The organism is Microbacterium sp. CBA3102 (genome assembly GCF_007954505.1).
In the GTDB taxonomy this organism is placed as follows: Bacteria; Actinomycetota; Actinomycetes; order Actinomycetales; family Microbacteriaceae; genus Microbacterium; species Microbacterium aurugineum.
This window is the reverse complement of sequence record NZ_CP042412.1, coordinates 1,394,819-1,419,727: the sequence shown is the minus strand read 5'-3', so window position 1 is coordinate 1,419,727 and position 24,909 is coordinate 1,394,819. Positions and strand designations below refer to the sequence as shown.

The window sequence follows — 24,909 nt, the reverse complement described above, 5'->3', positions numbered from 1 at the left end:
GTGGACTATACGCCCATTTCGACCGCGGCGAGACCCCGTCCTGTCGCCGACACCCCGTCCTGTCGCCGAGACCCCGTCGCAGTTACGGCGGTACGGCGGGGTCTCGGCGACGAACGGGGGTCTCGGTGGGACCCGCCCGACGGAACCGGGATAATGAGCGGGTGAGCATTCCTTCAGAAGGCACGGCACAGAGCATCCCCGGCTGGCGGCACATCTACTCGGGCAAGGTCCGCGATCTGTACGCCTCGGAAGACCCGGCGGACACCCGCATCCTCGTCGTCGCCTCCGACCGGGTGAGCGCCTTCGACTTCGTGCTCTCTCCCGGCATCACCGACAAGGGCGCCCTGCTGACGCGTCTGAGCCGCTGGTGGTTCGCCCAGCTCTCCGACTTCCCCAACCACATCGCCGCGGGTGAGCTGCCCGAGGCCGTCGCCGATCGCGCCATGCTCGCACAGTCGCTCGAGATGCTGCCGATCGAGTGCGTCGTGCGCGGCTACATCACGGGGTCGGGCTGGGTCGAGTACCAGGAGAGCGGCACCGTGTGCGGCATCCCGCTGCCCGCGGGCCTGCAGAACGGCGACCGGCTGCCGGAGCCCCTGTTCACCCCCGCCTACAAGGCGCCGATGGGCGAGCACGACGAGAACATCACGTTCGACCGAGCCGTCGAGCTGGTCGGCGCCGACCGTGCGGCCGAACTGCGCGACACCTCCCTCGCGATCTACACGGCTGCGGCCGCCATCGCCGAGGAGAAGGGCCTGATCCTCGCCGACACCAAGTTCGAGTTCGGGACGGATGCCGACGGCACTCTGCGCCTGGCCGACGAGGTGCTCACGAGCGATTCGTCGCGGTACTGGGACGCCGAGGCCTGGCGCACCGGCAGCACCCCGAGCGCACGGATGGCGAGCTTCGACAAGCAGATCGTGCGCGACTGGCTGGCGGCGAACTGGGACCAGCAGGGCGAGCCGCCGCTGCTTCCGGACGATGTGGTCGCACGCACCGCCGACCGCTACCGCGAGCTGATCGAGCGTCTCGGAGCCTGACCCCTCCCGCTGTGCGCTGCTCGCACGCCCGCGTGTGCTACTCCGACGCCCGGTGTGCGGTTCGGGTGCATGACGATCCGACGGATGCATGACGATCGGCCGCAAGCCGCTCCTGCATCCGTCGTGCACACCTGCATCTGAACCTGCACGCCGACCGGCGGAGAGGGGCGTCCGCACTCAGGGAACCCTCAGGAATCGATAGTGTTGCTCCAGCACTCCTGCCATCCCCCGAACCTCTGAGGAGCCCGCATGGCCCTGTGGAAGCTGCACGGAAACGGCCGCACGGTCGAACCCGACGCCGTCGTCCGTCCCGATGAGCGCCTGAACTGGCCGGCGACGATCGCGATCGGACTCCAGCACGTCGTCGCGATGTTCGGGGCCACGTTCCTGGTGCCGATCATCACCGGCTTCCCGGTCGCCACCACCCTGCTGTTCAGCGGTGTCGGCACGATCCTGTTCCTGCTGATCACCCGCAACAAGCTGCCCAGCTACCTCGGCTCTTCCTTCGCCTTCATCGCACCGGTCACGGCCGCGACCGCCTCCGCGAACATGGGCACCGCCCTGGCCGGCATCGTGGCGGTCGGCGTACTCCTGGCGATCATCGGCGTCGTGGTGCACACGGTCGGCGTGAAGTGGGTCGATCGCTTCTTGCCGCCGGTCCTCGCGGGGACCATCGTCGCCCTCATCGGGTTCAACCTCGCCGGCGCAGCGCACAACAACTACGCCGCAGCGCCCGTGACCGCGACCTTCACCCTCGCGATCACGATCCTCTTCGCCGTCGTCTTCCGTGGTTTCCTCGGACGCATCTCGATCTTCCTCGGCGTGATCGCGGGCTACATCTTCGCGGGTTTCCGCGGGGAACTGGACTTCACAGCCGTCGAGAAGGCGGACTGGCTCGGGCTGCCCACCTTCACCTTCCCGAACTTCACCGAGCCCGGCACGCTGACGGCGTTGGCGATGTTCCTCCCCGTCGTCCTGGTGCTGATCGCGGAGAACGTCGGCCACGTGCGCGGCGTCGCGACCATGACCGGTGATGCGAGCGTGAACCAGCAGACCGGCAAGGCCCTGATCGCCGATGGTGTCTCGACCACCCTGGCCGGCTTCTTCGGCGGATCGGGAACCACGACCTACGGGGAGAACATCGGTGTGATGGCTTCCACCCGCGTCTACTCCACCGCTGCGTACTGGGTGGCCGGAGCCGCCGCGATCCTGCTCAGCCTCTCGCCCAAGTTCGGTGAGGTCATCAACTCCGTGCCCGCCGGAGTGCTCGGTGGCGTGACCACCGCACTGTACGGCCTCATCGGGGTGATCGGCATCAAGATCTGGGTCGACAACCGCGTCGACTTCTCCCGGCCCGTCAACCAGTACACGGCCGCCGTCGCCCTGATCATGGCCGTCGGCGGGTTCATGATCAAGGACGAGGCCTCCGGCTTCGAACTCGGCGGAATCGTCATCGCCACGGTCGCGGCGATCCTGATCTACCACCTGGGGAACCTGATCGCCCGCCTGCGCAAGACCGGTGCTGACGACCCCCGTCCGCTCGCAGCCGTCGGCCCGCTCGGCGGCGACCCCGAGTAACCGGCTTCTCCCGCCGGCTCTCCCGCCGGCTCTCCCGCCGTCGCGGTTCACAACTCCGCAGAAGTAGCCCGAATCCCGCGTCATGCGGCCGGTTCGGCCCGGAACGGCTACGTTTCTGCGGAGTTGCGAACGCGACTCAGTCGATGACCGCGAGCACGCCGTCGGCCGAGACCGTCGCGGAGAGTGCAACGCGGTGTGAAAGCGTGCCGGCGCGATGGGCTTCGACCGTCGTCTCCATCTTCATGGCGTCGATGACGGCGACCGGATCGCCCTGTGCGACCTCCGCGCCCTCCTCGACGAGCCAGCGCACCAGCGTGCCCGGCACGGGGGAGCACAGTTCGGTCGGATCGGCGGCGGGCGTGGGCACGGCAGCGCCCGTCGACGGACCGAGTCCCGCCAGCAGAGCCGCCGGGAGCCCGAGCATCACCCGCCGTCCGTCGATCTCGACCGGGAAGCGCTGCAGCACGGCGTCCGGCAGCGCGGATGGTCGGGACTGCATCTCCAGCTTCAGCAGCAGCGCACTCTCGATCCACTGCGTGTGCACCGCGAAGGTCTCGGTGGCGAACGCCGCATCGTCGAGGGCGAGCAGGTCGAACGGGATGACCGTCGCCGGACCCTCCACCACGAGCTCACGCAGTGCCCGGCGCGCCCGCACGATGGCCGCGTCGCGGGACTCCGCGTGCACGATGAGCTTGGCGATCATCGAGTCGAAAGCCGGCTGGACGACGTCGCCCTCATCGATGCCGCTGTCCCACCGCACGCCGGGACCACCGGGGATCCGTAACCGCTCGACGCGACCGGGGCTGGGCAGGAATCCGCGACCGGGGTCCTCGGCATTGATCCGGAACTCGAACGCGTGGCCGACGGGGTCGGGCGTCTCGGTGAAGGACGGACCTCCCCCGAACGCGATCCGGAACTGCTCGCGCACCAGATCGACCCCGGCGACCGCTTCGGTGACCGGATGCTCCACCTGGAGCCGGGTGTTCACCTCGAGGAAGGAGATGGTGCCGTCTGCGGCCAGCAGGAACTCCACCGTGCCTGCCCCGCGGTAGGAGACCTCGGCGCAGATCGAGCGTGCGGCGTCGTGGAACCGGGTCCGCTGTGCGACGGATAGTCCGGGCGCGGGGGCTTCCTCGATGAGCTTCTGGTTGCGACGCTGCATCGAGCAGTCACGATCGCCGACGATGACGACACCGCCGCGTCCGTCGCCGAGCACCTGGACCTCGATATGACGCGGGCTCTCCAGGAACCGCTCCACGAAGCACTCGCCTCGACCGAACGCCGCGATGGCCTCGCGGGTGGCCGCATCGAACGCCTCCGCCACCGCGGACAGCTCGCGCACGACCTTGAGTCCGCGCCCGCCGCCGCCGAAGGCCGCCTTGATCGCGATCGGGAGACCGTGTTCCTCCGCGAAAGCCACCGCCTCCTCCGCGCCGGCCAACGGCTCATCGGTTCCGGCCGCCAGAGGGGCACCGACCTGCTGAGCGATGCGACGCGCGGTCATCTTGTCTCCGAGCGCGTCGATGCTCGCGGGCGTCGGACCGATCCAGACCAGCCCGGCCCCTTCCACCGCTCGCGCGAACGCGGCGCTCTCCGACAGGAATCCGTATCCCGGATGCACGGCGGTCGCCCCCGACTGCCGTGCGGCGGCGAGCAGCGCGTCGATGGAGAGGTAGGTGTCGGCGGCCGTGGTGCCGACGAGACCCACGGCCTCGTCGGCGAGGCGCACGTGCAGGGCGTCGACGTCCTGGTCGGCGTACACCGCGATCGATGCGTAGCCGGCTTCGGCACAGGCACGGATGACGCGCACGGCGATCTCTCCGCGATTGGCGATCAGGACCCTCTGCGTGGTCGGCGCGGCGGTCATGAGGTCTCCTTGACGATGAAGCGAAGGCGCACGCCCGGTGGCAGCTGACCTGCGAGGTCGAGGCTGCGGTCCGTGAGTGCACCGATGATCGGGTATCCCCCGGTGAGGGGGTGGTCGGGGAGGAACAGCACCGGCTGTCCGTCGGGCGGCACCTGGATCGCACCGGTGACGGCGCCCTCGCTCGGCAGCTCCCCGCCGCGTGCGCGTTCCAGGGGCACCTCGCCATGAAGCCGGATGCCGACCCGGTCGGAGCGCGGCGTCACCGTCCACTCCTGAGCGGTGAGGGTCGCGAGCGCTCCGGCCGTGAACCAGTCGTCGCGGGGACCGAGTGTGATCTCGAGCTCGACGAGATCGCCCACGGCCGGCAGCTCGCGGGGCAGGGCGTCGGGCTCGACCGGGTGCGAGGCGACGCCGCCCACCGGGACGACCGTGCCCGCGGTCAGCGCCTCGGGTCCGAGTCCGGCCAGGGTGTCGGCGGCACGGCTGCCCAGTGCAGCAGCCACCTCCAGTCCACCGCGGACGGCGATGACATAGCGCAGTCCGCGCGCGGGATGGCCGAGGGTCAGCTCGTCGCCGTCGACCGTGGCGAAGGGCACACCGTGGGCCACGGAACGGACAGCGCCCTCCACGTCGGTCAGGCTGAGCGCACCGATCGCTCCGGTGACCGCGGCGACGCCGGCTCCCCGGAACCGCAGCACCGCACCACCGACGCTCTCCAGCACCGCGGCCGCGGTCGCGTTGCCCACCGCGCGGTTCGCATCGTGCAGGGCCCGGCGGTCGGCTGCCCCGGATGCTGAGACCCCGAGTGCCGCGAAACCCGGACGCCCGGCATCCTGCACCAGCAGCTGCAGCGACGGGCGGACCACTTCGACCGCCGCCTCTGTGCGGAAACCCAGAGCATCCGCATCCGTCTCGGCGTGTTGCTCCACGACACGCCCAGGGCGCACCGCGTCGTCTCCGTTTCGGCCCGATTCGTCCGAGCGACCCAGGTCCAGCCGAGCCACTTCGCGCACGTGCTCGAACCGCACGGAGGTGCCGGGGGCCAGGAGTGCGGGAGGGTCACGGTCGATGTCCCACATCACGGCGTCCGTGCGGCCGATCAGCTGCCATCCTCCGGGGCTCTCGCGCGGATACACCCCGGTGAACGCGCCCGCGAGTGCGACGGATCCGGCGGGCACGCGCGTGCGCGGTGACGATCGGCGCGGCACGTCGAACAAGGGATCGCTGCTGACGACGTAGCCGAATCCGGGGGCGAAGCCCGAGAACGCGACCCGCCAATCGGCAGCGAGGTGCCGGTTCACCAGTTCCTCCGTCGAGACCCTGAGCAGGGTCGCCGCTTCGTCGAGGTCTTCGCCGTCGTACCGCACCGGCACGACGACCTCGCCCGCGTCCGGGAGCTGCGCGGTGTCGATCTCCACGGCCGCGAGCGCGGTCGCCAGCTCGACGGCGGAGACCCCCAGCGGATCGAAGCGCACGAGCACGGTCCGGGCACCGGGAATGCGCTCGACCACCCCGGGCACTCCCTCCCACGCGAGGTTCAGGCGCATCGCCTCGTCGAGGTCGGCCGCCTCGACGAGCAGAGCATGATCGGATGCCGTGAGGATGCGCATCAGACGAGGTACTCCGCATCCGGAACGTCGGTGAGGAACATGTACCCCGGCGCATGCGTGATCGCGAACGGCGGCTTCGAGGCCATGATCGCGGCCTGCGGGGTGACCCCGCAGGCCCAGAACACCGGCACCTCGCCGGCACGGATCTCCGGGGCGTCACCGAAGTCGGGGCGTGCCAGATCGTCGATCCCGAGCGACGCCGGATCCCCGATGTGCACCGGAGCGCCGTGCACCGCCGGAGTACGGCCGGAGATCTGCACGGCATCCGCCACCCGATCCGCAGCGATCGGCCGCATCGACACGACCATCTCGCCGCTCAGCCGTCCCGCCGGCGTGCACGGCACCGCTGTCCGGTACATCGGCACGTTGCGGCCGAGCTCCTGGTGGCGGATCGGGATCCCCGCCTGCACGAGACCGGATTCGAACGTGAAGCTGCATCCGATCAGGAACGACACGAGGTCCGGATGCTCCGCCCAGGCCTCGGTCGCGTCGGAGACCTCCTCCGCCAGCTCTCCGTCGCGCCAGACGCGATAGCGGCCGATGTCCGTGCGGATGTCGCTGCCGGGCGCGAGCCGGGACTCCACCTGTCCCTGTTCGATGACCTCGAGCACCGGGCACGGCTTCGGGTTCCGCTGCGCGAAGAGCAACGTCTCGAAGGCCCAGTCGGCCGGCACCGCGATGAGGTTCGCCTGGGTCAGCCCCACCGCGACGCCGCTGGTCGGCTCGGCGTGCCCCGCCCGGATGGCGGCGCGAGCCGCACGCGCATCGGCGAGCTGATCGGCGGTGGCGAGGACGGTCATGTCAGGCGCCCGTGAACGGGGCGATCGTGATGCCGGCGTCCTGCAGCATCCGCTTCGTCTCGGCGGCCATCGCCACCGAGCCGGGGCTGTCGCCGTGCACGCAGATCGACTGCGCGGCCACGGGCACATCGGTGCCGTCGATCGCCCGGATCACGCCGTCGGCGGCCAGGCGCACCATGCGCTCGGCGACCGCGGCCGGGTCGTGCAGCACGGCCCCCTCCTCGGTGCGCGACACCAGCTGCCCGTCCGGCTGATAGGCGCGGTCGGCGAACGCCTCCGCCGCAACGGCGAGCCCTGCCCGCTCGGCGACGTCGAGCACGACGCCTCCGGACAGGCCGAGCAGCACCAGGTTCGGGTCGATCGCACGGATCGCGGCCACGACGTCCTTCGACTGACGCTCGTCCCGCGCGATCGTGTTGTACAGCGCACCGTGCGGCTTGACGTAGGCGACCCGTCCGCCGACCGCGGAGGCGACCCCCATCAGCGCGCCGAGCTGATACTCGACGTGCGCCTGGAGCGTGGCCGAGTCGATGTCGACCTTCGTGCGTCCGAAGTTCTCGTAGTCACGGTAGCCGGGGTGCGCGCCGACCACGACCCCGCCCTGGACCGCGGCCGCGAGCGTCTGCCGGATGCCCTCCGGACTGCCGGCGTGGAAGCCGCACGACACGTTCGCACTCGTGACGAGGCGGAGCATGCTCGCGTCGTCGCTAACGATCCGGTCGGCGACGTTCTCGCCGAGGTCCGAGTTCAGGTCGATCGAGGTCATGCGATCACGCTCCGATTCCGAGGAAGGCGAAGATGGGGCCGACCGAGACGATCCCCATGTACCAGGTCAGCAGCGTCACGAGCGTACCGGCGATCAGCAGCCACATCGGGTACTTCTTCGAGCCGAGCAGATCGCGACGGAACCAGCCGATGTACATGAACACCGTGAGGCCGATCGGCAGGATCAGACCGTTGAAACCGCCCACGAAGACGAGGATCGCCGCGGGTGCCGTGCCGATCGACAGGTACACGGCCAGCGACACCACGATGAACGCGACGGTCGCGAGCTGCAAGGGCCAGCCGCCCCTGAGCTTCTTCGTGAAGGTGGAGAGGAACGTGGCCGACGTGTACGCCGCACCGATGACAGAGCTGATCGCGGCGGCCCAGAAGATCGCGCCGAAGATGCGCAGTCCGGCGTCGCCGAGCACCGCGCCGAATGCCTGCCCCGCGGGGTTCGCGGCCTGACTCGACAGGTCGAGAGTGACACCGGAGGCCACGACGCCGAGGATCGCGAGGAACAGGACGTAGCGCATGATGCCCGTGACGAGGATGCCGTTGGCGGCGGCGCGCATCACCGGACCGGCGCGCTCGGGTCCGGTATGCCCGGAGTCGAGGTAGCGGTGTGCACCGGAGTAGGTGATGTAGCCGCCGACCGTTCCACCGACGATCGTGGTGATGGTGGCGAAGTTCAGCTCGTCCGGGAGGAAGGTCTGGGAGAGCGCTTCGCCGAGCGGCGGCTGCGCGATGAAGGCCACGATCAGGGTCATCACGATCATGCCGAGGCCGAGCACGATCAGGACGACATCCATCACCCGCCCCGCCTTCTTGATCAGGAAGATGATGATCGCCAGCGCTGCGGTGAGTGCGCCTCCGAGCTTCGGATCGATGCCGAGGAGCGCGTTCATGCCGAGCCCGCCACCGGCGATGTTGCCGATGTTGAACGCGAGTCCGCCGATCACGACGAGGACGGCGATCACGTGTCCGGAGAAGGGGATGGCGCTGTTGGCGAGTTCGCCGGCGCGCTTGCCCGACGAGGTGATCATGCGCCACACGTTCAGTTGCACGGCGATGTCGACCAGGATCGAGACGAGGATGGCGAAGGCGAACGCCGCCCCCATCGTCGCGGTGAACGTCGCCGTCTGGGTGATGAAGCCGGGGCCGATGGCACTGGTGGCCATGAGGAAGATCGCACCGAGGACGGCACTGCGGCCGGCGCGCTTCTTGACGGCGGCCAGGCGGACTTCGTCTTCCGGGGAGAGGGAGGCGGTGGACTGCTCGGACATGGAGGGGGATTCCCATCGTCGTTGGTGGGTGTCGGGTGACCCCCAGTGTAGAACGGATAGACACTGATTGTTCAACAATATTGTTTCGGCTGTGCTACGAAGACGTTGCCCGCGTGTGATTTCCGGAGAGGATCCTCGAACGATCGGAACCCCGCGCCACCTACGATGAAGGCATGAACCAGCAGGGCATGCTCCCCGATGTGCTCCGTCAGCGCATCATCGACGGCGACTTCGCTCCGGGATCGCGGCTGTCCGAGTCGGCCCTCGCCGAGCAGTTCGACGTCTCACGCAACACCCTTCGCGAAGCCTTCCGCGCTCTCGCCGAGCAGGGCCTGCTGGAGCACATCCCGCACCGTGGCGTCTCCGTCGCCTCCCCGTCGATCGCCGACGTCATCGACATCTATCGGGCCCGTCGCGTGATCGAATGCTCCGCGCTGCTGCAGTCGGAACCCGAGCACCCAGCCGTCCAGCGGATGAAGGACGCGGTCGAGTCCGCGGAAGCGGCCCGGGCTGAGGCGGCGGACGACCCTCGGGCCTGGCGCCGGGTCGGCAGCGCCAACATGGCCTTCCACGTCGCACTGGTCGATCTCGCCGACAGCCCCCGACTGGCCCGCACGTATCGCGATCTGGCGGCCGAGCTCCGCCTGGTCTTCCTCAAGATCGACGACCCGCGTTCGCTGCACGAGCCCTTCGTCCGCAAGAACCGCGCCGTGCTCGACGCGTTCCTCGCGCGCGGCCCGCAGGCCGGAGCCACCGAGCTCGAGCGCTACCTCGTGCAGTCGGAACGCGTGGTGCTCGGCGCCTTCGCCCGCATGCGCCTGGAGTGAGCGACCCCGCACCACGCCTCAGGCGGTGCCCCCGGGCGGGTGCGGACCCGACTCGAGCGCTCCGGTCGCTCGCGGACGCCGTTGGCCGTCCCGCAGTCGCACCGGCGGGGCAAGGGGCGCGGCGAGTGCGGGCAGTCCGTATCGGCGGTAGACCCAGCGTCGCGCGTCTTCGAGTGGATACGTGTCACCGAACACCGCGAACTTCACGAAGACGCCTTCGAGGGTGCTGCGGAACATGATCTCCTCGAGCTCCGGATCCTCGGCGCCCCGCGCGCGGAACAGCTCACGCATGGCATCCTCCGCTGCCGTCACGCGTACCTCGTGTCGGACCTCCGACTCGGCGAACAGCCGGTGCGTCGACGGCTGCTGCTGCATCGCGAGCACCGCCCGCTCCAGCGGTGTCGCGTAGCCCGTCGCCCCGAGCGCCCCGTCGATCACGGCAGCGAGCATCTCGTCCGGCGTGCCTTCGACCCGGGCGAAGCCGAGCACGGTCTCGAACCAGCGATCGATGACGGCCGCGATGAGCTGGTCCTTGCCGCCGAAGTGATAGTTGACGAGCCCCTGGGCCACACCGGCACGCGTGGTGATCTCCGCGATGCTGGCCCCGGCGACTCCGCGTTCGGAGAAGGCCGCGATCGCCGCCTGCAGGATGCTCTCCCTGGTACGTTCGCGCGCCTGCCGATACTGCTCGTCAGAACGTGCCATGCGGCTTCCTCTCCCGTGTTCCGCGGTGTCCCTGCCTCTGAGCACGTGCCGCCCGACTCAGGCCGAGGCGCGCACCACGAGCTCGGTGGACAGGATCGTCGTGGTGGGCGGGTCCTCGCCCGCGAGACGCGACAGCAGGACCCGGGCCATGGCCTCGCCCTGCGCGTACATCGGCTGACGCATCGTGGTCAGCTGCGGATCCGTGCTGACCGCGACCGACGAATCGTCGAAGCCCACCAGGGCGATGTCCTCCGGAACCCGCAGGCCCGACGCACGCAGCGCCGTCAAGGCACCACGGGCCATCAGGTCGCTCGCGACGAAGATGGCGTCGGGGCGCCCGCCCGCGAGAAGCCGTCGAGCGGCGTCCGCCCCGCTCGCCTCGCTGTAGTCCCCCTCCTCCTCCGCATACGGGGAGAGACCGGCATCCTTCAGCGCCTCGCGGAAACCCTGCACGCGGTCGACCGACGCGACCATCGTCAGCGGCCCGGAGATCGTCGCGATGCGCGTACGGCCGATGTCGATGAGGCGCTGAGTGGCGTTGCGCGCTCCGGTGACGTTGTCGACGTCGACCACGTAGTCGCCCTCATGGCGTCGCACCGGCCGACCGCCGAAGACGACGGGGACGGCATCCGCGATCCGATCGACGAAGGCGTCGCTCGTGTGATGCGAGACGATCAGCGCGCCGTCGACTCCGCCGTTGCGCACGAAACTGGTCATCTTGTCACCGGGATCGTCGCTCGCGATCAGCAGGTTGAGCAGGTAGTCCGAGCTGCCGAGCGCCCCCGTGATGCCGGCGACGATCGCTGCGAAGAACGGGTCGCCGAAGAAGCGGGTCGTGTCCTCGGGGATGATCAGGGCGATCGCGTGCGTCTGCCTCGACGCCAGCGAGCGTGCCGCACGGTTGGGCACGTAGTTCAGCTCGTCGATCGCGGCCCGCACGGCGGCCAGGGCCTCCGGGCTCACGGACGTCGATCCGTTCACCACCCGCGACACGGTGGACCGGGATACTCCGGCGGTGGATGCCACCTCTTCGATGGTCGCTCGGGGCGACATCAGCGTACGCACTCTTCCATCGCCCTATTGTCGCTGACCATCTTCCTTCGAATCACGCAAATGGTCGCATCTCGACCAACGGATCGAGCCATTCACGCGATTCGAACGGGGAGGAGGCCGCACTACAGAGCGCGAGCGGCGATGATCCGGGCGTACTCGCGACCGGAGTCCTTGAGCGTGCGCTCCTGGGTGTCGTAGTCGACACGGACGATGCCGAAGCGCTTGTCGTAGCCCCACGCCCACTCGAAGTTGTCGAAGAGCGACCAGTAGAAGTAGCCGCGCACGTCGACACCCGCATCCGCCGCATCGAGCACCGCGCCGAGGTGAAGACGCAGGAATTCGGTGCGGTCGGCATCGTGCACACGCTTCTCGTCGCCCTCGACCACCACGACGTCGTCATAGGCCGCGCCGTTCTCGGTCATGTAGAGCACGGTGCCCGCAGGCTCGGCGTATTCGGTCCAGATCCGCTGCAGCACGCGGGTGAGGCCCTCGGGCTGCACCTCCCAGTTCTGCGCGGTGCGCGGCAGACCCCGCTCGACCGCGTGGATGCCCTCGCTGGACGGATACGGGCTGCGCCGGACGCGATCGGTGTCCGGCTCCGCGGAGACCGGCCCCTCGGCCGGTGCCGTGCCGGACACGAAGTCGCCGTGGTAGTAGTTCACGCCCTGGGTGTCGATGCGCTGCGCGATGGTCTCGAGGTCACCGTCGTGGACGGCCGCCTCGAAACGCGCGACCGCCTCGGCATCGACCGCACGGATGTCCTCGACGATGTCGGCCGGATAGCTGCCGCGGTAGATCGGATCGAGGAACCAGCGGTTGAACTGCCCGTCCACCCGGCGGGCGGCATCGACGTCGGCCGGGTTCTGCGGATCGGCGGGATCGGCGACCGTGTGGTTCAGCGTGATGCCGAGGTTGAGCGACGCATCGCGACCGCGCAGCTCCTGCACGGTGCTGCCGTGCGCGAGGAGCAGATGGTGCGCGGCGAGCAGCCCCTCCGCGACGCTGGTGTGACCCGGCGCGTGCTCGCCCGCCGTGTAGGAGAGGAACGACGAGCACCACGGCTCGTTCAGCGTCGTCCACACGTTCACCCGGTCGCCCAGCGCATCGTGCATCGTTCCCGCGTAGTCGAGGAACCGATCGACCGTGTCACGGTTCGTCCATCCCCCGCCCTCCTGCAGCGCCTGCGGCATGTCCCAGTGGTACAGCGTCAACCAGGGCAGGATGTCGGCGCCGAGGAGTTCGTCGACCAGTCGTTCGTAGAAGTCGACCCCGGTGGGGTTCACCGCACCGCCGTCCGGCCGCACCCGCGACCACGACGTCGAGAACCGGTACGTCTGCAGGCCGAGCTCCTTCATGAGCGCGACGTCCTGCGGGTAGCGGTGGTAGTGGTCGCAGGCCACGTCGCCGTTCTCCGCGCCGATCACGGCACCGGGCACACGGGCGAACGCATCCCAGATCGACGCGGTGCGCCCGTCCTCGAACGCGGCCCCCTCGATCTGGTACGCCGCCGTCGCGGCACCGAAGAGGAAGTTCTCGGGGAAGGAGCGGGTCATACGGGTCATCCTTTCACCGCGCCCGCCATGATGCCACTGACCAGCTGGCGACCCGCGACCACGAAGAGCACGAGCAGCGGAAGGGTCGCGAGCACCGCGCCGGCGAGCACGATCGAGTAGTCGATGTAGTACCCCGACTGCAGCTGGCTGAGGGCCGTCTGCAGGGTCGGGTTCTGAGGGGAGAGCACGATCAACGGCCACAGGTAGTCGGTCCACGCGGTCATGAAGGTGAAGAGTCCGAGGATCGCCATGGCCGGTCGCGCCGCCGGGAGGCCCACGGTCAGGAAGGTCCGGAACTGGTTCGCCCCGTCCATCCGCGCGGCCTCGATCAGCTCGTCCGGGATCACGTCGACCAGATACTGGCGCATGAAGAAGACGCCGAACGCGGTGACCAGGGTCGGCACGATCACCGCGCCGATCGTTCCGGTCCAGCCGAGTTCGCGCATCAGCATGAAGAGCGGGATGATGCCGAGCTGCGTCGGGATCGCCATGGTCGCGATCACGAAGATCATCAGCCCGTCGCGACCTTTGAAGCGCAGTTTCGCGAAGGCGTACCCGGCGAGCGTCGAGAACGTGACGACCGAGAGCGTGATGATGCCCGAGATCAGGAACGAGTTGCCGAGCGCGAGCCAGAACGGGATCGCATCGAACACCTGAGCCGCGTTGGTGAGGAAGTTCCCGCCGGGGATCAACGGCAGCGTCTCACCTCGGGTGGCGTTCGTGCCGCTGGCGACCACGACCGACCACCACAGCGGATACACGCTGCCGATGATGAACGCGGCCAGGAGTCCGTAGGTGAGGAAACCGGGTCGGCTACCGATGCCGGCGTTGCCCCCGGTCCGGACCTGACGACGCCGGATCTTCTCCGGCACGCTGAGAGCCTGCGTGGCGGTCATCGGGTCCCCTCCTCGGTGCTCGTGCGCGCACGGCGACGGGCCGCGCGATTCTTCGGGGCGTCACCGGTGGAGATGCGCCGGGAGATCAGGAAGTTGATGACGCCGATGGCCACGATCAACAGGAAGAGCAGGATGGCGACCGCCGAGGCCTCGCCGAGGTTGCGGCGGAAGAAGGCGAGTTCCCACAGGAACAGGACCGTGGTCTGGAACTGCCTATCGCTGCCGCCGATGCCGCCGGCCGTCGAGACGTCGAACAGGCGGGGCTCGGCGAAGATCTGCAGCCCGCCGATCGTCGCGGTGATGATCACGAAGATCAACGTCGGACGGATCGTGGGGATCGTGATCGAGAAGAACCGCCGTGCGGCACCGGCGCCGTCGAGGGCGGCGGACTCGTACAGGTCGCGCGGCACGGCCTGCATCGCCGCGAGCAGGATGAGGGCGTTGTAGCCCGTCCAGCGGAAGTTCACCATGACCGCGATCGCGATGTGCGACAGGGCCGTGTTGTGCTTCCACTCCTGATCGGCGATCCCGACGAGGTTGAGCAGGTTGTTGGCCAGACCGTCGGCCTCGTTGAAGATGCTCGAGAAGATGATGGCGACCGCGACCGGCGTGACCACGAACGGGATGAGCACACTCATCCGCCAGAACGTCGGGGCACGGAGTCCGCGGTCCAGGAGGTACGCGATCACGAGGGCGACGGCGAGCTGCGGGATGGCCGAGAGCAGGAAGATGCTCAGGGTGTTGCCGATCGAGTTCCAGAACATCGCGTCGCCGAGGATCTCGACGAAGTTACCGAATCCGACGAAGTCCCCTCCCCCTTGAGCAGGTCCCAGTCGTGCACGGCGACCCACACGGTGTAGAGCAGGGGGAACAGGCCGACCAGCCCGAACAGCAGGAAGAACGGCGAGATGTAGAAGTAGGGCGATGCGTTCTGGTCGAACCGCGAGACGCGATGACGCCAGGAGCGCTTCGACACGGCATCCTTCGCCGGAGGTGTCGTCTCGCGGTGCTCCGCGGGCGGGGCGGTGAGAGTCATGGGGTGTCCTTGTCCCGGAGGTCCGAGGGGTTCCGGTCGCAGTTTCGCTCGGAATGCACGGGCGATACCGAGCGAAACTGCGACCGGAAGGGGGATGTCCGCTGAGGTCAGCCGACGAGGTCGTTCAGCAGACCCATCGCCTGATCCCAGGCACCCTGCGTGTCGGTCTCGCCGCGGTCGAGGCTGCTGAGAGCCGGACCGAAGACGTTCTCCTGGATGACGGAGTCATCCGCGCCCTTGAACTGCGCGACCACGCCCTTGGCACGCTCGGCGAGGATCGCCCCGGTCGGAGCGTCGTTGAAGAAGGCGTTCGGCGTCGCGTCCGCCGCGAGCGTCTCCTGCGCCTTGATCGTGGACGGGAAGTTGCCCGCGGCTGCGGACTGCTTCACCTGCTGGTCGGGCTGCGTCAGCCAGTCGGCGAGCTCGGCCGCCGCCTCCTTGTGCTCCGAGGACTCCGGGATCGAGAGGAACGCCCCACCCCAGTTGGCCGCGCCGCCGGGGAACACGTCGGCGAAGTCCCACCCGGTCGACGCGTCTCCGCCGCCGGCCTCGACCTGACCCTGCACGACGCCGAGCATCCAGCCCGGGCACACGAAGGTCGCGAAGGTGCCGTCGACGAACGACTTTCCGCCGTTCCAGTCCCAGGCCGTCTGCGCGGCGGACTGACCGCCCTCGGTGGCTGCGCCGAGTTCCTCGAAACGCTTCTTGAGCTCGTCGTTGCCCTCGACGTTCAGCTCGCCGTCGGCCGTGTAGTAGCCCTCGTCGAGCTGGTTGACCATGGCGTTCCACACGAAGCCGGAGTGGTCATACCAGGCCTTGCCGGTCTTGGCGGTGTAGTCCGCGCCGACCGCGAAGTAGTTCTCCCAGTCGCCGTTCAGGAGCTCGGCGACCGACTCGCGGTCGCTCGGGAGGCCTGCAGCTTCGAACGCAGCGCCGTTGTAGCAGATGCCGCTGGGGCCGATGTCCGTGCCGTAGCCGATCACACGGCCGTCGGCGTCGGTCGCCTGACCGTACTTCCAGTCGACCCAGTCGTCCTTGCGGTCCTCGATGCCGTAGTCGCGCAGGTCGACGAAGGTGTCGGACACGTCCATGATCGCGCCGAGCCAGCCCTCCTCGATCGCGACGATGTCGCTGAGGCCGGAACCGGCGGCGATCTTCGTGAAGGCATCGGTGCGGGCGTTGCCACCCGTGTCGATGTTGGTCGCCTCGATCTTGACGTTCGGGTGCGCCTCCTCATACTCCTTGTAGAGGTCTTCGTAACCGAAGGTGCCGAACGTGGTGACGGTCAGGGTGACCTCCTCGTCGGCACTTCCCTCCGAGGTGTCGCCCGAGCTGCCGGAGCAGCCGGCCAGGGCCAGGGCGGAGACGGATGCCACAGCTGCGATCGCGAGGATCCGGTGGCGGGCACGTGTGTTCACAGTTCACTCCTTTGTGGTGGTCGTGCGGTGTTGGTGCGTAGGAACGCCGTGGGAGCGCTCCCACGGGTTGAGCAGCCACTCTATGGGAGCGCTCCCACGGTGTCAACCCGACCCGTGCGAACCCGGTCCTGTTCACAACTCAGGAAGAACCTGGCGGCGTGGCCGGTACGGAGCGGCAAACGCGGTAGTCGGGCCGTTTTCTCCTGAGTTGTGAACGCGGCGTACCCTTGTCCGGTGCCCGATGCCACGCTCTCCCCTGCCCTCGTCCGCGCCGAAGCCCTGATCCGCAACGTTCCGGACTACCCGCAGCCGGGGATCATCTTCCGCGACATCACGCCGCTCCTCGCCGACGCCGAGGCCCTCCGTGTGACGACCGAGGCGATCATCGAGCCCTTCGCAGGGCAGTTCGACGTGATCGCGGGCATCGAGGCTCGTGGATTCATCCTGGCCAGCGCCGCGGCGATCGCGGCCGGTGTGGGACTCATCCCGATCCGCAAGGCCGGAAAGCTGCCGCGCCCCGCTGCCTCCGTGGACTACGCCCTCGAGTACGGCACCGCCACGATCGAGATGCACGACGATCTGCCCGCCGGATCCCGCGTACTGCTGATCGACGACGTGCTCGCCACCGGCGGTACCCTCGCCGCGGGACGGGAACTCGTCGAACAGCTCGGCAGCCACGTCATCGGCATCTCGGTGCTGTTCGAGATCGATGGCCTCGGCGGCCGCGAGGCCATCGGCGACCTGCACACGGTCTTCCACTCCGCGGAGTAGTCCGCGCCCGGGGCAGTAGACTGGGTGCGCCCGTCCGCCCGCGACTCCCGGAGCCGTTCATGCCCACCATCGTCGTCGACGTCATGCCCAAGCCCGAACTGCTCGACCCGCAGGGGAAGGCCGTCTCCGGCGCCTTCGCCCGCCTCGGTGTGGAGGGCTTCTCCGACGTCCGCATCGGCAAGCGCTTCGAGCTCACCGTCGAGGGCGAGGTCACCGAAGAGGTCCTCGCCGAAGCCCGCCGCATCGCCGACGAGGTGCTCTCCAACTCCGTGATCGAGGACGTCGTCGGCATCGAGGTCGCCGAGTGACCGTCCGCATCGGCGTCATCACCTTCCCCGGGTCGCTCGATGACCGCGACGCCCAGCGCGCGGTGCGCATCGCCGGCGCCGAACCCGTCGCCCTGTGGCACGGTTCGCACGACCTCGAGGGCGTCGACGCCCTCGTCCTCCCCGGCGGCTTCAGCTACGGCGACTACCTGCGCGCGGGCGCCATCGCCGCGCTCTCGCCGATCATGTCCGAGGTGAAGGATGCCGCTGCCCAGGGCATGCCCGTGCTCGGCATCTGCAACGGGTTCCAGATGCTCGTCGAAGCGCACCTGCTTCCCGGCGGTCTGATCCGCAACAACCACCAGCACTTCGTGCGCCGTGACCAGAAGCTCACGGTCGAGAACTCCGACACCGCCTGGACGAACGCGTTCCGCGCCGGCCAGGAGATCGTGATCCCGCTCAAGAACGCCGACGGCGGCTACATCGCCGACGAGCAGACGCTCGACCGCATCGAGGGCGAGGGGCTCGTGGCCTTCCGCTATGCCGGGGTCAACCCGAACGGTTCCCTGCGCGACATCGCCGGCCTCACGAACGAGGCGGGCAATGTGGTCGGCCTCATGCCGCACCCCGAGCACGCGACCGAGGCGGGCTTCGGCCCCGACACCTCCGCCGCCATGCGCAGCGGTGTCGACGGACTCGACTTCTTCACGAGCGCCATCGCCGCGGTCGCCCGCGTCGCCGCGTAGGCCCGGGGTTCCGCAGCCCCTGCGCTTTCGCAGCCCGGCTCAGTCGCCCGGAAGCGTGAAGGGGTTACTCCCTGCTGCCGCGAGCAGGTACCAGGCCGTCGCGCCCGTGTGCAGACTCGCGTAGTAGAGGTCGCCGAATCCGGAGTCGAGGCCGTCGTTCGAGGTCGCGACGATGCCCTTGCCGTCTCCGTTCGGGGCGTCGCGCTGCGCCAGCCGGATGCTGCTCAGCAGGGCCTCCGCACGATCCGCGTCGCCCGCTCCGTCCCGCAGACGCAGAGCCAGCGCGAGGTGTCCGCTCCCCTCGAACCACGCCTTCGACACGTCGACCTCGCTGATGGACGGACCCGTGTAGGGGCCATCGGTGGCCATCAGGTTCGCGAGCGTCCAGTCCAGCGCGGCGCCGTAGCGCGGGTCTCCGGTGGCGAGTGCGCTCCAGGTCTGGCCGTCCAGGGGGATGGGACGCGTGTTGATGGTCGAGCCGTCGAGGCCGGTGCCGGTGTTCACGTGGCCGTCCGCGCTCTGCATCGCCGCGACGAAGTCGGCCGCGACGGCTGCCCGCTCCGCCCACACCGCGTCCCCGGTGAGCTGCGCGAGCTGTGTGAAGAACCCGGCGATGTCGCTGTTGTGCTCGGTCGACTTCCAGGTCAGCGACGTGCCGTCCTCGAGCTGACCGCCGGTGTAGCCGTACGGAGCCCGGACCATGTCCGCGGTGTTGTCCTGGATCCACTGCCCCACGCGCAGCGCCCCGTCGAGATACTTCGGATCCCCGGTCGCGTGCGCGAGCCGCGCGAGCGCCAACCCGACCCACGCCTGGTTTCCGGTGAAGCTGCCGGGACCGGTGATCTCCACCCGTCCTTGGCGGATGCCGTGCGGCTCGTACGACGCACGGGTGCGTCCGTCGCCGATCGGGTCGTTCTCCTGCACGAACAGGAGCGTGTCGCCGATCGCCCGCGCGCGACGGAGATCGTCCGGAAGCCCCCGCGCGGTGTAGGCGATCACGACCAGCGCGTCGTCGTACACGAACGACGGCGTGAAGTCCCAGGTGGGCGTGGTGAAGAAGCCGCCCTGGTAGCTGCGCGGGAGGCAATGCCCCGCACCGTCGCAGAACTCGTCGACCCTGGCATCGAGGAACTCATAGGCCAGTGCCACCGACTGTGCGGCATCGGGTGCTCCTCCGCCGGGCGCCGAACCGTCTGCGGTCCTTCCGGCGCCCAGAGCGGCAGGGGCCGCGCCGGCGAGAACGGCTGCGGCGACGAGCGCGGCGACGACGATCCACGGCGCCGAGCGACGCGAAGAACCGGACATGGAGACCCCTCGGTCAGAACCGCGCGCGGGGGATGACGCGCAGGCGACCTGAAGGTCACAGCATGAGCCTGACAGTTCCGTCGGGGCTCGAGAAGCGGCGAAAGTCTATATATCGCCCTCTCGCCCTCGCCGATTGGCGAGTGCTAGCCGAGCGCGGGCGGCCAGACGCCGATGATCAGGGCCATCACGACGACGGTGACCAGCTCATGCGCGATGTTCAGCGTGGTCAGCTTGGTCGAGCGGCCCTCGAACGCGTCGTGCGTGATGAAGCGGGCGGCCGTGAAGCCCGCCCACAGCGTGACCGCGGTGACGATCGCACCCCAGAAGTACGATCCGCCGTAGAAGTGCCAGGCGATGACGGCGGCTCCGGCGAGCACCCAGGCCGTGATGAAGCTCACGATGACCGTGGTGATGATCGCCAGCACGGGATTGCCCGAGGGATCGTCGAGGTCCACGTTCGCGAGCTTCGACCAGCGCGTGCCGAACACCCCTCGGGCGTACCAGATCGAGCCGACGAGCATGCTCGACGCGGTGGCCAGCAGGACCGCCCAGTAGTTGATCTCCGGAACCATGACAGCCTCCACTCCTCGGATGCCGCCACCCTACTCCCGACATCGCACCCCCGGTCCCCGACACCTGCATGATCCCGCAACGGATGCATGACCCCGGCGGGAGAGGAGCTCATGCATCCGGAACGGCCTCATGCAAAACGCCCGCACGCTCTCCGCGCAGCGCGCGCCTCCGAACCGATTCGACTCCCACCCTGGCAAGAATGTAAGCGTTTGCAGTAGCCTGTTCCGCATGGCACAGCTTGAGCAGATCGCAGCCCCCGGTTCCGAGTGGTGGCGCAGCGCCGTCATCTACCAGATCTACCCCCGCTCCTTCGCGGATGCCTCGGGCGACGGCATCGGCGACCTTCCGGGCATCACCAGCCGCCTCGATGCACTGCAGGAACTGGGCGTCGACGCGATCTGGCTGAGCCCGTTCATGACCAGCCCGCAGCGCGATGCCGGCTACGACGTCGCCGACTACCGCGATGTCGACCCGCTCTTCGGCACCCTCGCCGACTTCGACCTGATGCTCGAAGAAGCGCACGCCCGTGGCATCCGCGTGATCGTGGATCTGGTCCCCAACCACTCCTCCGACCAGCACGTCTGGTTCCAGGAAGCGCTCAAGGCGGCGCCCGGCAGCCCGGAGCGCGCGCGCTACATCTTCCGCGACGGCAAGGGGGAGAACGGCGAACTCCCGCCGAACAACTGGGAGTCCGTGTTCGGCGGTGGCATGTGGGAGCGCGTCGTCGAGGCCGACGGCACCCCCGGCCAGTGGTACCTGCACATCTTCGACGCCACGCAGCCCGACTTCGACTGGACGAACGAAGAGGTGCGCGAGGAGTTCCGCTCCATCCTGCGCTTCTGGCTCGACCGCGGCGTCGACGGCTTCCGTGTCGACGTGGCCCACGGCATGATCAAGGCCGACGGTCTGCCCGACTACACGCCCCCGAGCGATGCCGACTCGATGGGCGGCGGCGAGTCGAACGTGCCGTACTGGGGCCAGGACGGCGTGCACGACATCTACCGCGACTGGCACACCGTGCTCGCCGAGTACGACGGCGATCGCGCCCTGTGCGGCGAGGCCTGGATGCCGACGCTCACGCAGACCGCGCTCTGGGTGCGTCCGGATGAGATGCACCAGACGTTCAACTTCCCCTACCTGATGACGCCGTGGGATGCGAAGGCTCTGCGCGACGTCATCCGCGAGTCGCTCGACGAGTTCGGCGGGGTCGGCGCCCCCAGCACGTGGGTGCTCTCGAACCACGATGTCGTGCGGCACGCCTCCCGCCTGGCGCTCACGGCCGAGAACCCGCAGGGCGAGGGCATCGGACCGAACACCCCGAACAAGCCCGACACGGCGATCGGTCTCGCCCGCGCCCGCGCTGCGACCACCCTGATGCTCGCACTCCCCGGATCGTCGTACCTGTACCAGGGCGAAGAGCTCGGACTGCCCGAAGCCATGGAGATCCCGGACGAGTTCCGTCAGGACCCGACCTGGTTCCGGACCCACGGCGAGCGCTACGGCCGCGACGGATGCCGCGTGCCGCTGCCGTGGGAAGCGGAGGCTCCGGCCTTCGGCTTCAACGACACCGGCCTGTCGTGGCTCCCGCAGCCGGACGAGTGGGCGACCTACGCGCGCGATGTGGAGGAGACCGATCCCGCGTCGACCCTCGCGCTCTACAAGCGACTGCTGGCCGGGCGTCGTGAGCACGGCTTCGGCACCGGATCGCTGGTCTGGGAGGAGGCCGGGGCCGACGCCGTGGCTTTCCGCCGTGGCGATGTGCACGTGGTCGCGAACCTCGGCACCGCACCGATCGAGCTGCCGGCGAACGCGGTCGTGATCCTGCAGAGCCAGCCGTTCGACGGAGCGGCCATCCCGGTCGACACGGCCGTCTGGTACACCACGGCCGTCCAGGCCTGAGACCCCCTTCCGGTCGCGATATGACAGCTCTCTGCGCCGCAGGGGATGTCATATCGCGACCGGAGCACATTCGAGGAACACATGGCCAGCATCGATGAGGTCGCCCGGCTCGCCGGAGTGTCGACCGCGACCGTCTCGCGCGCGCTGAGCGGACGCGGTCACGTGTCGGAGTCCGCCCGGGAGCGCGTGCAGGCGGCGGCGCAGTCACTCGGCTACGTCGTCTCTTCACGGGCGTCGAGCCTCGCTTCCGGCCGTACCCGGAACGTCGGCGTCGTGGTGCCGTTCCTCGACCGGTGGTTCTTCAGCACCGTGCTCTCCGGAGTCTCAGCCGCCCTGATGCGCGCCGGCTACGACATCACGCTCTACAACATCACCGCCGACAAGGACGTGCGTCGACACGTGTTCGACACCTTCCTCCGACGGCAGCGCGTGGATGCCGTCATCGCCGTGTCGATCGAGCTCGACGAGGAGGAGACGCAGCTCCTCCTGGACCTGGGGCTCCCCGTGATCGCGATCGGCGGCCCGAACCCGAAGCTCGACACCCTCACGGTCGACGACGTCGCGGTGGCGCAGCTGGCGACCGAGCACCTGATCGGTCTGGGGCACACCGACATCGCGCACATCGGGGCCAACCCCGAGTTCGACATCGACTTCCACATCCCGACCAACCGTCGACTGGGGTTCGAGAAGGCCCTGGCGAAGGCCGGGATCCCCCTGAACCACGCATTCCTCGAGCCGGCGGACTTCACGGTCGAGGGTGGCTACCGCGCCGCGAAGCAACTGCTCGGACGCCCCGGCCCGCGTCCGACCGCCGTTTTCGCCGCCTCGGACGAGATGGCGATCGGCGCACTGCTCGCAGCGCGGGACCTGGGCTTCAGCGTGCCGGAGGAGCTGTCCATCGTCGGCATCGACGGACACGAGCTCGGCGAGTTCTTCCGCCTGACGACGGTCGACCAGTTCCCGCTGGGGCAGGGGGAACGCGCCGCGGATGCCGTGCTCGCGAAACTCACCACCCCGGACGAGGTCCGCATCCCGTCCGCGCTGCCCTACGAGCTGAACGTGCGCGGGACCACCGCCCGTCTGCTCTAGCCGCGGAGCAGGGCGGCGTCGCGCCAGGTGCGGTAGCCGCCGTCGAGGTTGCGGGCGTCCACACCGTGCTGCCGGAGGATCCGCGTGGCGATGTGTCCGCGCAGTCCGACCTGGCAGTGCACCACGATCTCTCCGTCGGGCAGCTCATCGAGTCGATCCCGCAGTTCATCGAGCGGCACGTTGACGGCGCCGGGGATCGCACCGGCGGCGAACTCCGTCGGCGTGCGGACGTCGATCAGTGCCGCCCCCGCGCGCTGCGCGGCGTCGAGCTCATGCCACTGGATCGTCGGCGTCGTGCCGGTCCGGGTGTTCTCCGCGACGTAGCCGAGGATGTTCACCGCATCCTTCGCCGAGCCGAACTGAGGTGCGTAGGCGAGTTCGAGCTGCGCGAGTTCTGCGGCCGGCATCCCTGCATGCATGGCGGTAGCGATCACGTCGATCCGCTTGTCGACGCCGTCCCGGCCGACGACCTGCACCCCGAGGATGGCGTCGGACCGCGGGTCGGCGAGCAGCTTCATCGACAGGGTCTCCGCACCCGGGTAGTACCCGGCGTGCGATCCGGGATGCACGTGCACGGCGTAGAACTCGCGCCCCGCCGCTCGGAGCTGCCGTTCGCTCCAGCCCGTCTTCCCTGCGGCGACCCCGAATACGCGGACGATCCCGGTGCCGAGCGCGGGTCGCGCCGTCTCTGACCGTCCCGCGAGGAGGTCGGCCACCATGCGCCCGTGACGGTTCGCGAGCCCGGCCATCGTGACGAGAGCCGTGCCCCCGCCCACGAGCTCGGCCTTCTCGACCCCGTCTCCCACGGCGAACACGTCGGGCGCGCTCGTGCGGCACTGCGCGTCGACGTCGATGCCTCCTGTCTCGCCGATCCGGATGCCCGCGCGCTCCGCCAACGTCGTCTCCGGCACCACCCCGGACGCGTCGATCATGAGTTCCGCGGCGATGGACGTGCCGTCACTGAGCGTGACGTATCCGGAATCGGCGCGAACGACCTCGACCCCGAGGCGCACATCGACGCCGTGTGCACGGACCTCCGCGGCGATCGGGGCGGCCATCTCCGCATCGAGGGGGGAGAGCAACTGTGACCCACGCTGCACGAGGGTCACGGATGCGCCCCGCGCCACGAGGTTCTCGACCGCTTCCAGGGCCGTGTAGCCACCGCCGACGACGACCACCGGAAGTCCCGGTCGCACCAGTGCGGCATCGATCGCATCGGCGTCGTCGACCGTCCGCAGGGAGCGGACGGGGATGTCGGAGACCGGTTCGTCCCGGCGCGGGCGTGCCCCCGTGGCGAGGATCAGACTGTCGTAGCTCTGCGTGAAGCGTCGTCCAGAGTCGAGCTCTTCGACCTCGACGAGCTTCTGCGCGGTGTCGATGCGCACGACGTCATGACGCACCCGGACGTCGAGTCCGAAGCGGCTGCGCAGCGAGGCGGGCGTCTGCAGGAGCAGCGACTCCCGCTCCGCGATCACGCCGCCGACGTAGTAGGGCAGCCCGCAGTTCGCGTACGAGACCTCGGGTCCGCGTTCGAAGACCACGATCTGCGCATGCTCATCGAGCCGGCGCAGACGTGCGGCGGCGGACATCCCTCCTGCGACTCCGCCCACGACCACGACGGTGCGCGCTTCGGTCGCGGTCATCGCTGGAACATCCGCGAGAAGAAGCCGCCCTGCGTCTGCTCCTTCGGATGCCCGGAGCACCACTGCGCTGCGGGAACCGTTCGCCGCACATCGGCGACGTGCTCGCCGCACCCCGCCCAGGTCGTCTTCCCGCAGGTCTTGCAACGGACTGCTCGGCACATGGTTCTGGACTCCTCACCGATACCC

At 69.1% G+C, this 24,909-nt stretch carries 22 protein-coding genes and 1 pseudogene; 8 read left to right on the top strand and 15 right to left on the bottom strand.

All coding sequences use genetic code 11. From position 1 onward, the window contains the following. The first annotated feature begins 161 nt into the window (after positions 1-161). Both FGL91_RS06805 and FGL91_RS06800 read left to right on the top strand, forming a co-directional pair. Positions 162-1,040, top strand: a complete 879-nt coding sequence (locus tag FGL91_RS06805) for a phosphoribosylaminoimidazolesuccinocarboxamide synthase (protein ID WP_153243435.1) — start codon at positions 162-164, stop codon at positions 1,038-1,040. 249 nt (positions 1,041-1,289) lie between these two features. Next, complete coding sequence (locus tag FGL91_RS06800) at positions 1,290-2,618, top strand: uracil-xanthine permease family protein (RefSeq protein ID WP_153243434.1); 1,329 nt, start codon at positions 1,290-1,292, stop codon at positions 2,616-2,618. Between the two features lie 136 nt (positions 2,619-2,754). Here the strand turns inward: FGL91_RS06800 and FGL91_RS06795 are convergent, their stop codons facing one another. Genes FGL91_RS06795 through FGL91_RS06775 form a run of 5 tightly spaced genes read right to left on the bottom strand, consistent with a single transcriptional unit; the run spans position 2,755 to position 8,943 of the window. Next, positions 2,755-4,485, bottom strand: coding sequence for an acetyl/propionyl/methylcrotonyl-CoA carboxylase subunit alpha (locus FGL91_RS06795; RefSeq protein WP_153243433.1), 1,731 nt, complete (start codon positions 4,483-4,485; stop codon positions 2,755-2,757). Next, a complete protein-coding gene (locus FGL91_RS06790; protein ID WP_153243432.1) occupies positions 4,482-6,095 on the bottom strand; it encodes an urea amidolyase family protein in 1,614 nt (537 codons plus the stop codon). Before FGL91_RS06790 ends, FGL91_RS06795 begins: the two co-directional genes overlap by 4 nt. Then, on the bottom strand, positions 6,095-6,895 hold the full coding sequence (locus FGL91_RS06785) for a putative hydro-lyase (protein WP_153243431.1): 801 nt from the start codon (positions 6,893-6,895) through the stop codon (positions 6,095-6,097). Before FGL91_RS06785 ends, FGL91_RS06790 begins: the two co-directional genes overlap by 1 nt. Position 6,896: 1 nt before the next feature. Continuing rightward, on the bottom strand, positions 6,897-7,661 hold the full coding sequence (locus tag FGL91_RS06780) for a LamB/YcsF family protein (RefSeq protein ID WP_153243430.1): 765 nt from the start codon (positions 7,659-7,661) through the stop codon (positions 6,897-6,899). A 4-nt stretch (positions 7,662-7,665) separates the two neighbouring features. After that, positions 7,666-8,943, bottom strand: coding sequence for an NRAMP family divalent metal transporter (locus FGL91_RS06775; RefSeq protein ID WP_047522189.1), 1,278 nt, complete (start codon positions 8,941-8,943; stop codon positions 7,666-7,668). Between the two features lie 173 nt (positions 8,944-9,116). Between FGL91_RS06775 and FGL91_RS06770 the strand changes: the two genes are divergently transcribed. Continuing rightward, a complete protein-coding gene (locus FGL91_RS06770; protein ID WP_047522236.1) occupies positions 9,117-9,770 on the top strand; it encodes a GntR family transcriptional regulator in 654 nt (217 codons plus the stop codon). Positions 9,771-9,788: 18 nt separating this feature from the next. Here FGL91_RS06770 and FGL91_RS06765 read toward each other — a convergent pair whose 3' ends face one another. From FGL91_RS06765 to FGL91_RS06740, 6 genes and pseudogenes are all read right to left on the bottom strand, one after another. After that, complete coding sequence (locus FGL91_RS06765; protein ID WP_153243429.1) at positions 9,789-10,475, bottom strand: TetR/AcrR family transcriptional regulator; 687 nt, start codon at positions 10,473-10,475, stop codon at positions 9,789-9,791. Positions 10,476-10,532: 57 nt separating this feature from the next. Beyond that, positions 10,533-11,528, bottom strand: coding sequence for a LacI family DNA-binding transcriptional regulator (locus FGL91_RS06760; RefSeq protein WP_131492061.1), 996 nt, complete (start codon positions 11,526-11,528; stop codon positions 10,533-10,535). A gap of 122 nt (positions 11,529-11,650) precedes the next feature. Next, positions 11,651-13,081: a GH1 family beta-glucosidase gene (locus FGL91_RS06755; protein WP_194239334.1), complete on the bottom strand. Its 1,431-nt coding sequence runs from the start codon at positions 13,079-13,081 to the stop codon at positions 11,651-11,653. 5 nt (positions 13,082-13,086) lie between these two features. Continuing rightward, the gene (locus FGL91_RS06750) at positions 13,087-13,977 is read right to left on the bottom strand and encodes a carbohydrate ABC transporter permease (protein ID WP_131492059.1); all 891 of its coding nucleotides are present in this window, start codon (positions 13,975-13,977) and stop codon (positions 13,087-13,089) included. Further along, positions 13,974-15,013: pseudogene (locus FGL91_RS06745) on the bottom strand (carbohydrate ABC transporter permease). Before FGL91_RS06745 ends, FGL91_RS06750 begins: the two are co-directional and overlap by 4 nt. A gap of 107 nt (positions 15,014-15,120) precedes the next feature. Then, positions 15,121-16,431: an ABC transporter substrate-binding protein gene (locus FGL91_RS06740; protein WP_047524391.1), complete on the bottom strand. Its 1,311-nt coding sequence runs from the start codon at positions 16,429-16,431 to the stop codon at positions 15,121-15,123. Between the two features lie 234 nt (positions 16,432-16,665). Here FGL91_RS06740 and FGL91_RS06735 point away from each other — a divergent pair, with 234 nt between their 5' ends. From FGL91_RS06735 to purQ, 3 genes are read left to right on the top strand one after another with little or no spacing between them, the layout of a single operon-like run. Next, positions 16,666-17,202 carry an adenine phosphoribosyltransferase gene (locus tag FGL91_RS06735; protein WP_131492057.1) on the top strand — a complete coding sequence of 179 codons (537 nt, stop codon included), beginning with the start codon at positions 16,666-16,668 and terminating at the stop codon, positions 17,200-17,202. Between the two features lie 59 nt (positions 17,203-17,261). Continuing rightward, a complete protein-coding gene (gene purS, locus FGL91_RS06730; RefSeq protein WP_131492056.1) occupies positions 17,262-17,510 on the top strand; it encodes a phosphoribosylformylglycinamidine synthase subunit PurS in 249 nt (82 codons plus the stop codon). Then, positions 17,507-18,214 (top strand): phosphoribosylformylglycinamidine synthase subunit PurQ, encoded by a 708-nt coding sequence (gene purQ / locus FGL91_RS06725; protein ID WP_047524394.1) that lies wholly within the window; start codon positions 17,507-17,509, stop codon positions 18,212-18,214. The genes purS and purQ overlap by 4 nt, the downstream gene beginning before the upstream one ends. A gap of 39 nt (positions 18,215-18,253) precedes the next feature. On the opposite strand, the gene FGL91_RS06720 is transcribed toward purQ, so the two are convergent. Both FGL91_RS06720 and FGL91_RS06715 read right to left on the bottom strand, forming a co-directional pair. Continuing rightward, on the bottom strand, positions 18,254-19,519 hold the full coding sequence (locus tag FGL91_RS06720; protein ID WP_131492055.1) for a hypothetical protein: 1,266 nt from the start codon (positions 19,517-19,519) through the stop codon (positions 18,254-18,256). 143 nt (positions 19,520-19,662) lie between these two features. After that, entirely contained in the window at positions 19,663-20,091 is a 429-nt protein-coding gene (locus tag FGL91_RS06715; RefSeq protein ID WP_153243427.1) for a DUF1761 domain-containing protein, read from the bottom strand. Between the two features lie 229 nt (positions 20,092-20,320). On the opposite strand from FGL91_RS06715, the gene FGL91_RS06710 reads away from it, so the two are divergent. Further along, a complete protein-coding gene (locus FGL91_RS06710; RefSeq protein WP_153243426.1) occupies positions 20,321-21,991 on the top strand; it encodes a glycoside hydrolase family 13 protein in 1,671 nt (556 codons plus the stop codon). A gap of 81 nt (positions 21,992-22,072) precedes the next feature. Beyond that, entirely contained in the window at positions 22,073-23,080 is a 1,008-nt protein-coding gene (locus FGL91_RS06705; protein WP_047524873.1) for a LacI family DNA-binding transcriptional regulator, read from the top strand. On the opposite strand, the gene FGL91_RS06700 is transcribed toward FGL91_RS06705, so the two are convergent. Continuing rightward, positions 23,077-24,723, bottom strand: coding sequence for an FAD-dependent oxidoreductase (locus tag FGL91_RS06700; RefSeq protein WP_153243425.1), 1,647 nt, complete (start codon positions 24,721-24,723; stop codon positions 23,077-23,079). The genes FGL91_RS06705 and FGL91_RS06700 overlap by 4 nt on opposite strands. After that, on the bottom strand, positions 24,720-24,884 hold the full coding sequence (locus FGL91_RS18900; protein ID WP_194239333.1) for a hypothetical protein: 165 nt from the start codon (positions 24,882-24,884) through the stop codon (positions 24,720-24,722). Before FGL91_RS18900 ends, FGL91_RS06700 begins: the two co-directional genes overlap by 4 nt. Between the last annotated feature and the right edge of the window lie 25 nt (positions 24,885-24,909).

Coding starts and splice junctions, on each gene's coding strand:
- FGL91_RS06800 (WP_153243434.1), top strand. CDS start 1,290: ATGGCCCTGTGGAAGCTGCACGGAAACGGCCGCACGGTCGAACCCGAC.
- FGL91_RS06795 (WP_153243433.1), bottom strand. CDS start 4,485: ATGACCGCCGCGCCGACCACGCAGAGGGTCCTGATCGCCAATCGCGGA.
- FGL91_RS06790 (WP_153243432.1), bottom strand. CDS start 6,095: ATGCGCATCCTCACGGCATCCGATCATGCTCTGCTCGTCGAGGCGGCC.
- FGL91_RS06785 (WP_153243431.1), bottom strand. CDS start 6,895: ATGACCGTCCTCGCCACCGCCGATCAGCTCGCCGATGCGCGTGCGGCT.
- FGL91_RS06780 (WP_153243430.1), bottom strand. CDS start 7,661: ATGACCTCGATCGACCTGAACTCGGACCTCGGCGAGAACGTCGCCGAC.
- FGL91_RS06775 (WP_047522189.1), bottom strand. CDS start 8,943: ATGTCCGAGCAGTCCACCGCCTCCCTCTCCCCGGAAGACGAAGTCCGC.
- FGL91_RS06770 (WP_047522236.1), top strand. CDS start 9,117: ATGAACCAGCAGGGCATGCTCCCCGATGTGCTCCGTCAGCGCATCATC.
- FGL91_RS06765 (WP_153243429.1), bottom strand. CDS start 10,475: ATGGCACGTTCTGACGAGCAGTATCGGCAGGCGCGCGAACGTACCAGG.
- FGL91_RS06760 (WP_131492061.1), bottom strand. CDS start 11,528: ATGTCGCCCCGAGCGACCATCGAAGAGGTGGCATCCACCGCCGGAGTA.
- FGL91_RS06755 (WP_194239334.1), bottom strand. CDS start 13,081: ATGACCCGCTCCTTCCCCGAGAACTTCCTCTTCGGTGCCGCGACGGCG.
- FGL91_RS06750 (WP_131492059.1), bottom strand. CDS start 13,977: ATGACCGCCACGCAGGCTCTCAGCGTGCCGGAGAAGATCCGGCGTCGT.
- purS (WP_131492056.1), top strand. CDS start 17,262: ATGCCCACCATCGTCGTCGACGTCATGCCCAAGCCCGAACTGCTCGAC.
- FGL91_RS06720 (WP_131492055.1), bottom strand. CDS start 19,519: ATGTCCGGTTCTTCGCGTCGCTCGGCGCCGTGGATCGTCGTCGCCGCG.
- FGL91_RS06715 (WP_153243427.1), bottom strand. CDS start 20,091: ATGGTTCCGGAGATCAACTACTGGGCGGTCCTGCTGGCCACCGCGTCG.
- FGL91_RS06710 (WP_153243426.1), top strand. CDS start 20,321: ATGGCACAGCTTGAGCAGATCGCAGCCCCCGGTTCCGAGTGGTGGCGC.
- FGL91_RS06705 (WP_047524873.1), top strand. CDS start 22,073: ATGGCCAGCATCGATGAGGTCGCCCGGCTCGCCGGAGTGTCGACCGCG.
- FGL91_RS06700 (WP_153243425.1), bottom strand. CDS start 24,723: ATGACCGCGACCGAAGCGCGCACCGTCGTGGTCGTGGGCGGAGTCGCA.
- FGL91_RS18900 (WP_194239333.1), bottom strand. CDS start 24,884: ATGTGCCGAGCAGTCCGTTGCAAGACCTGCGGGAAGACGACCTGGGCG.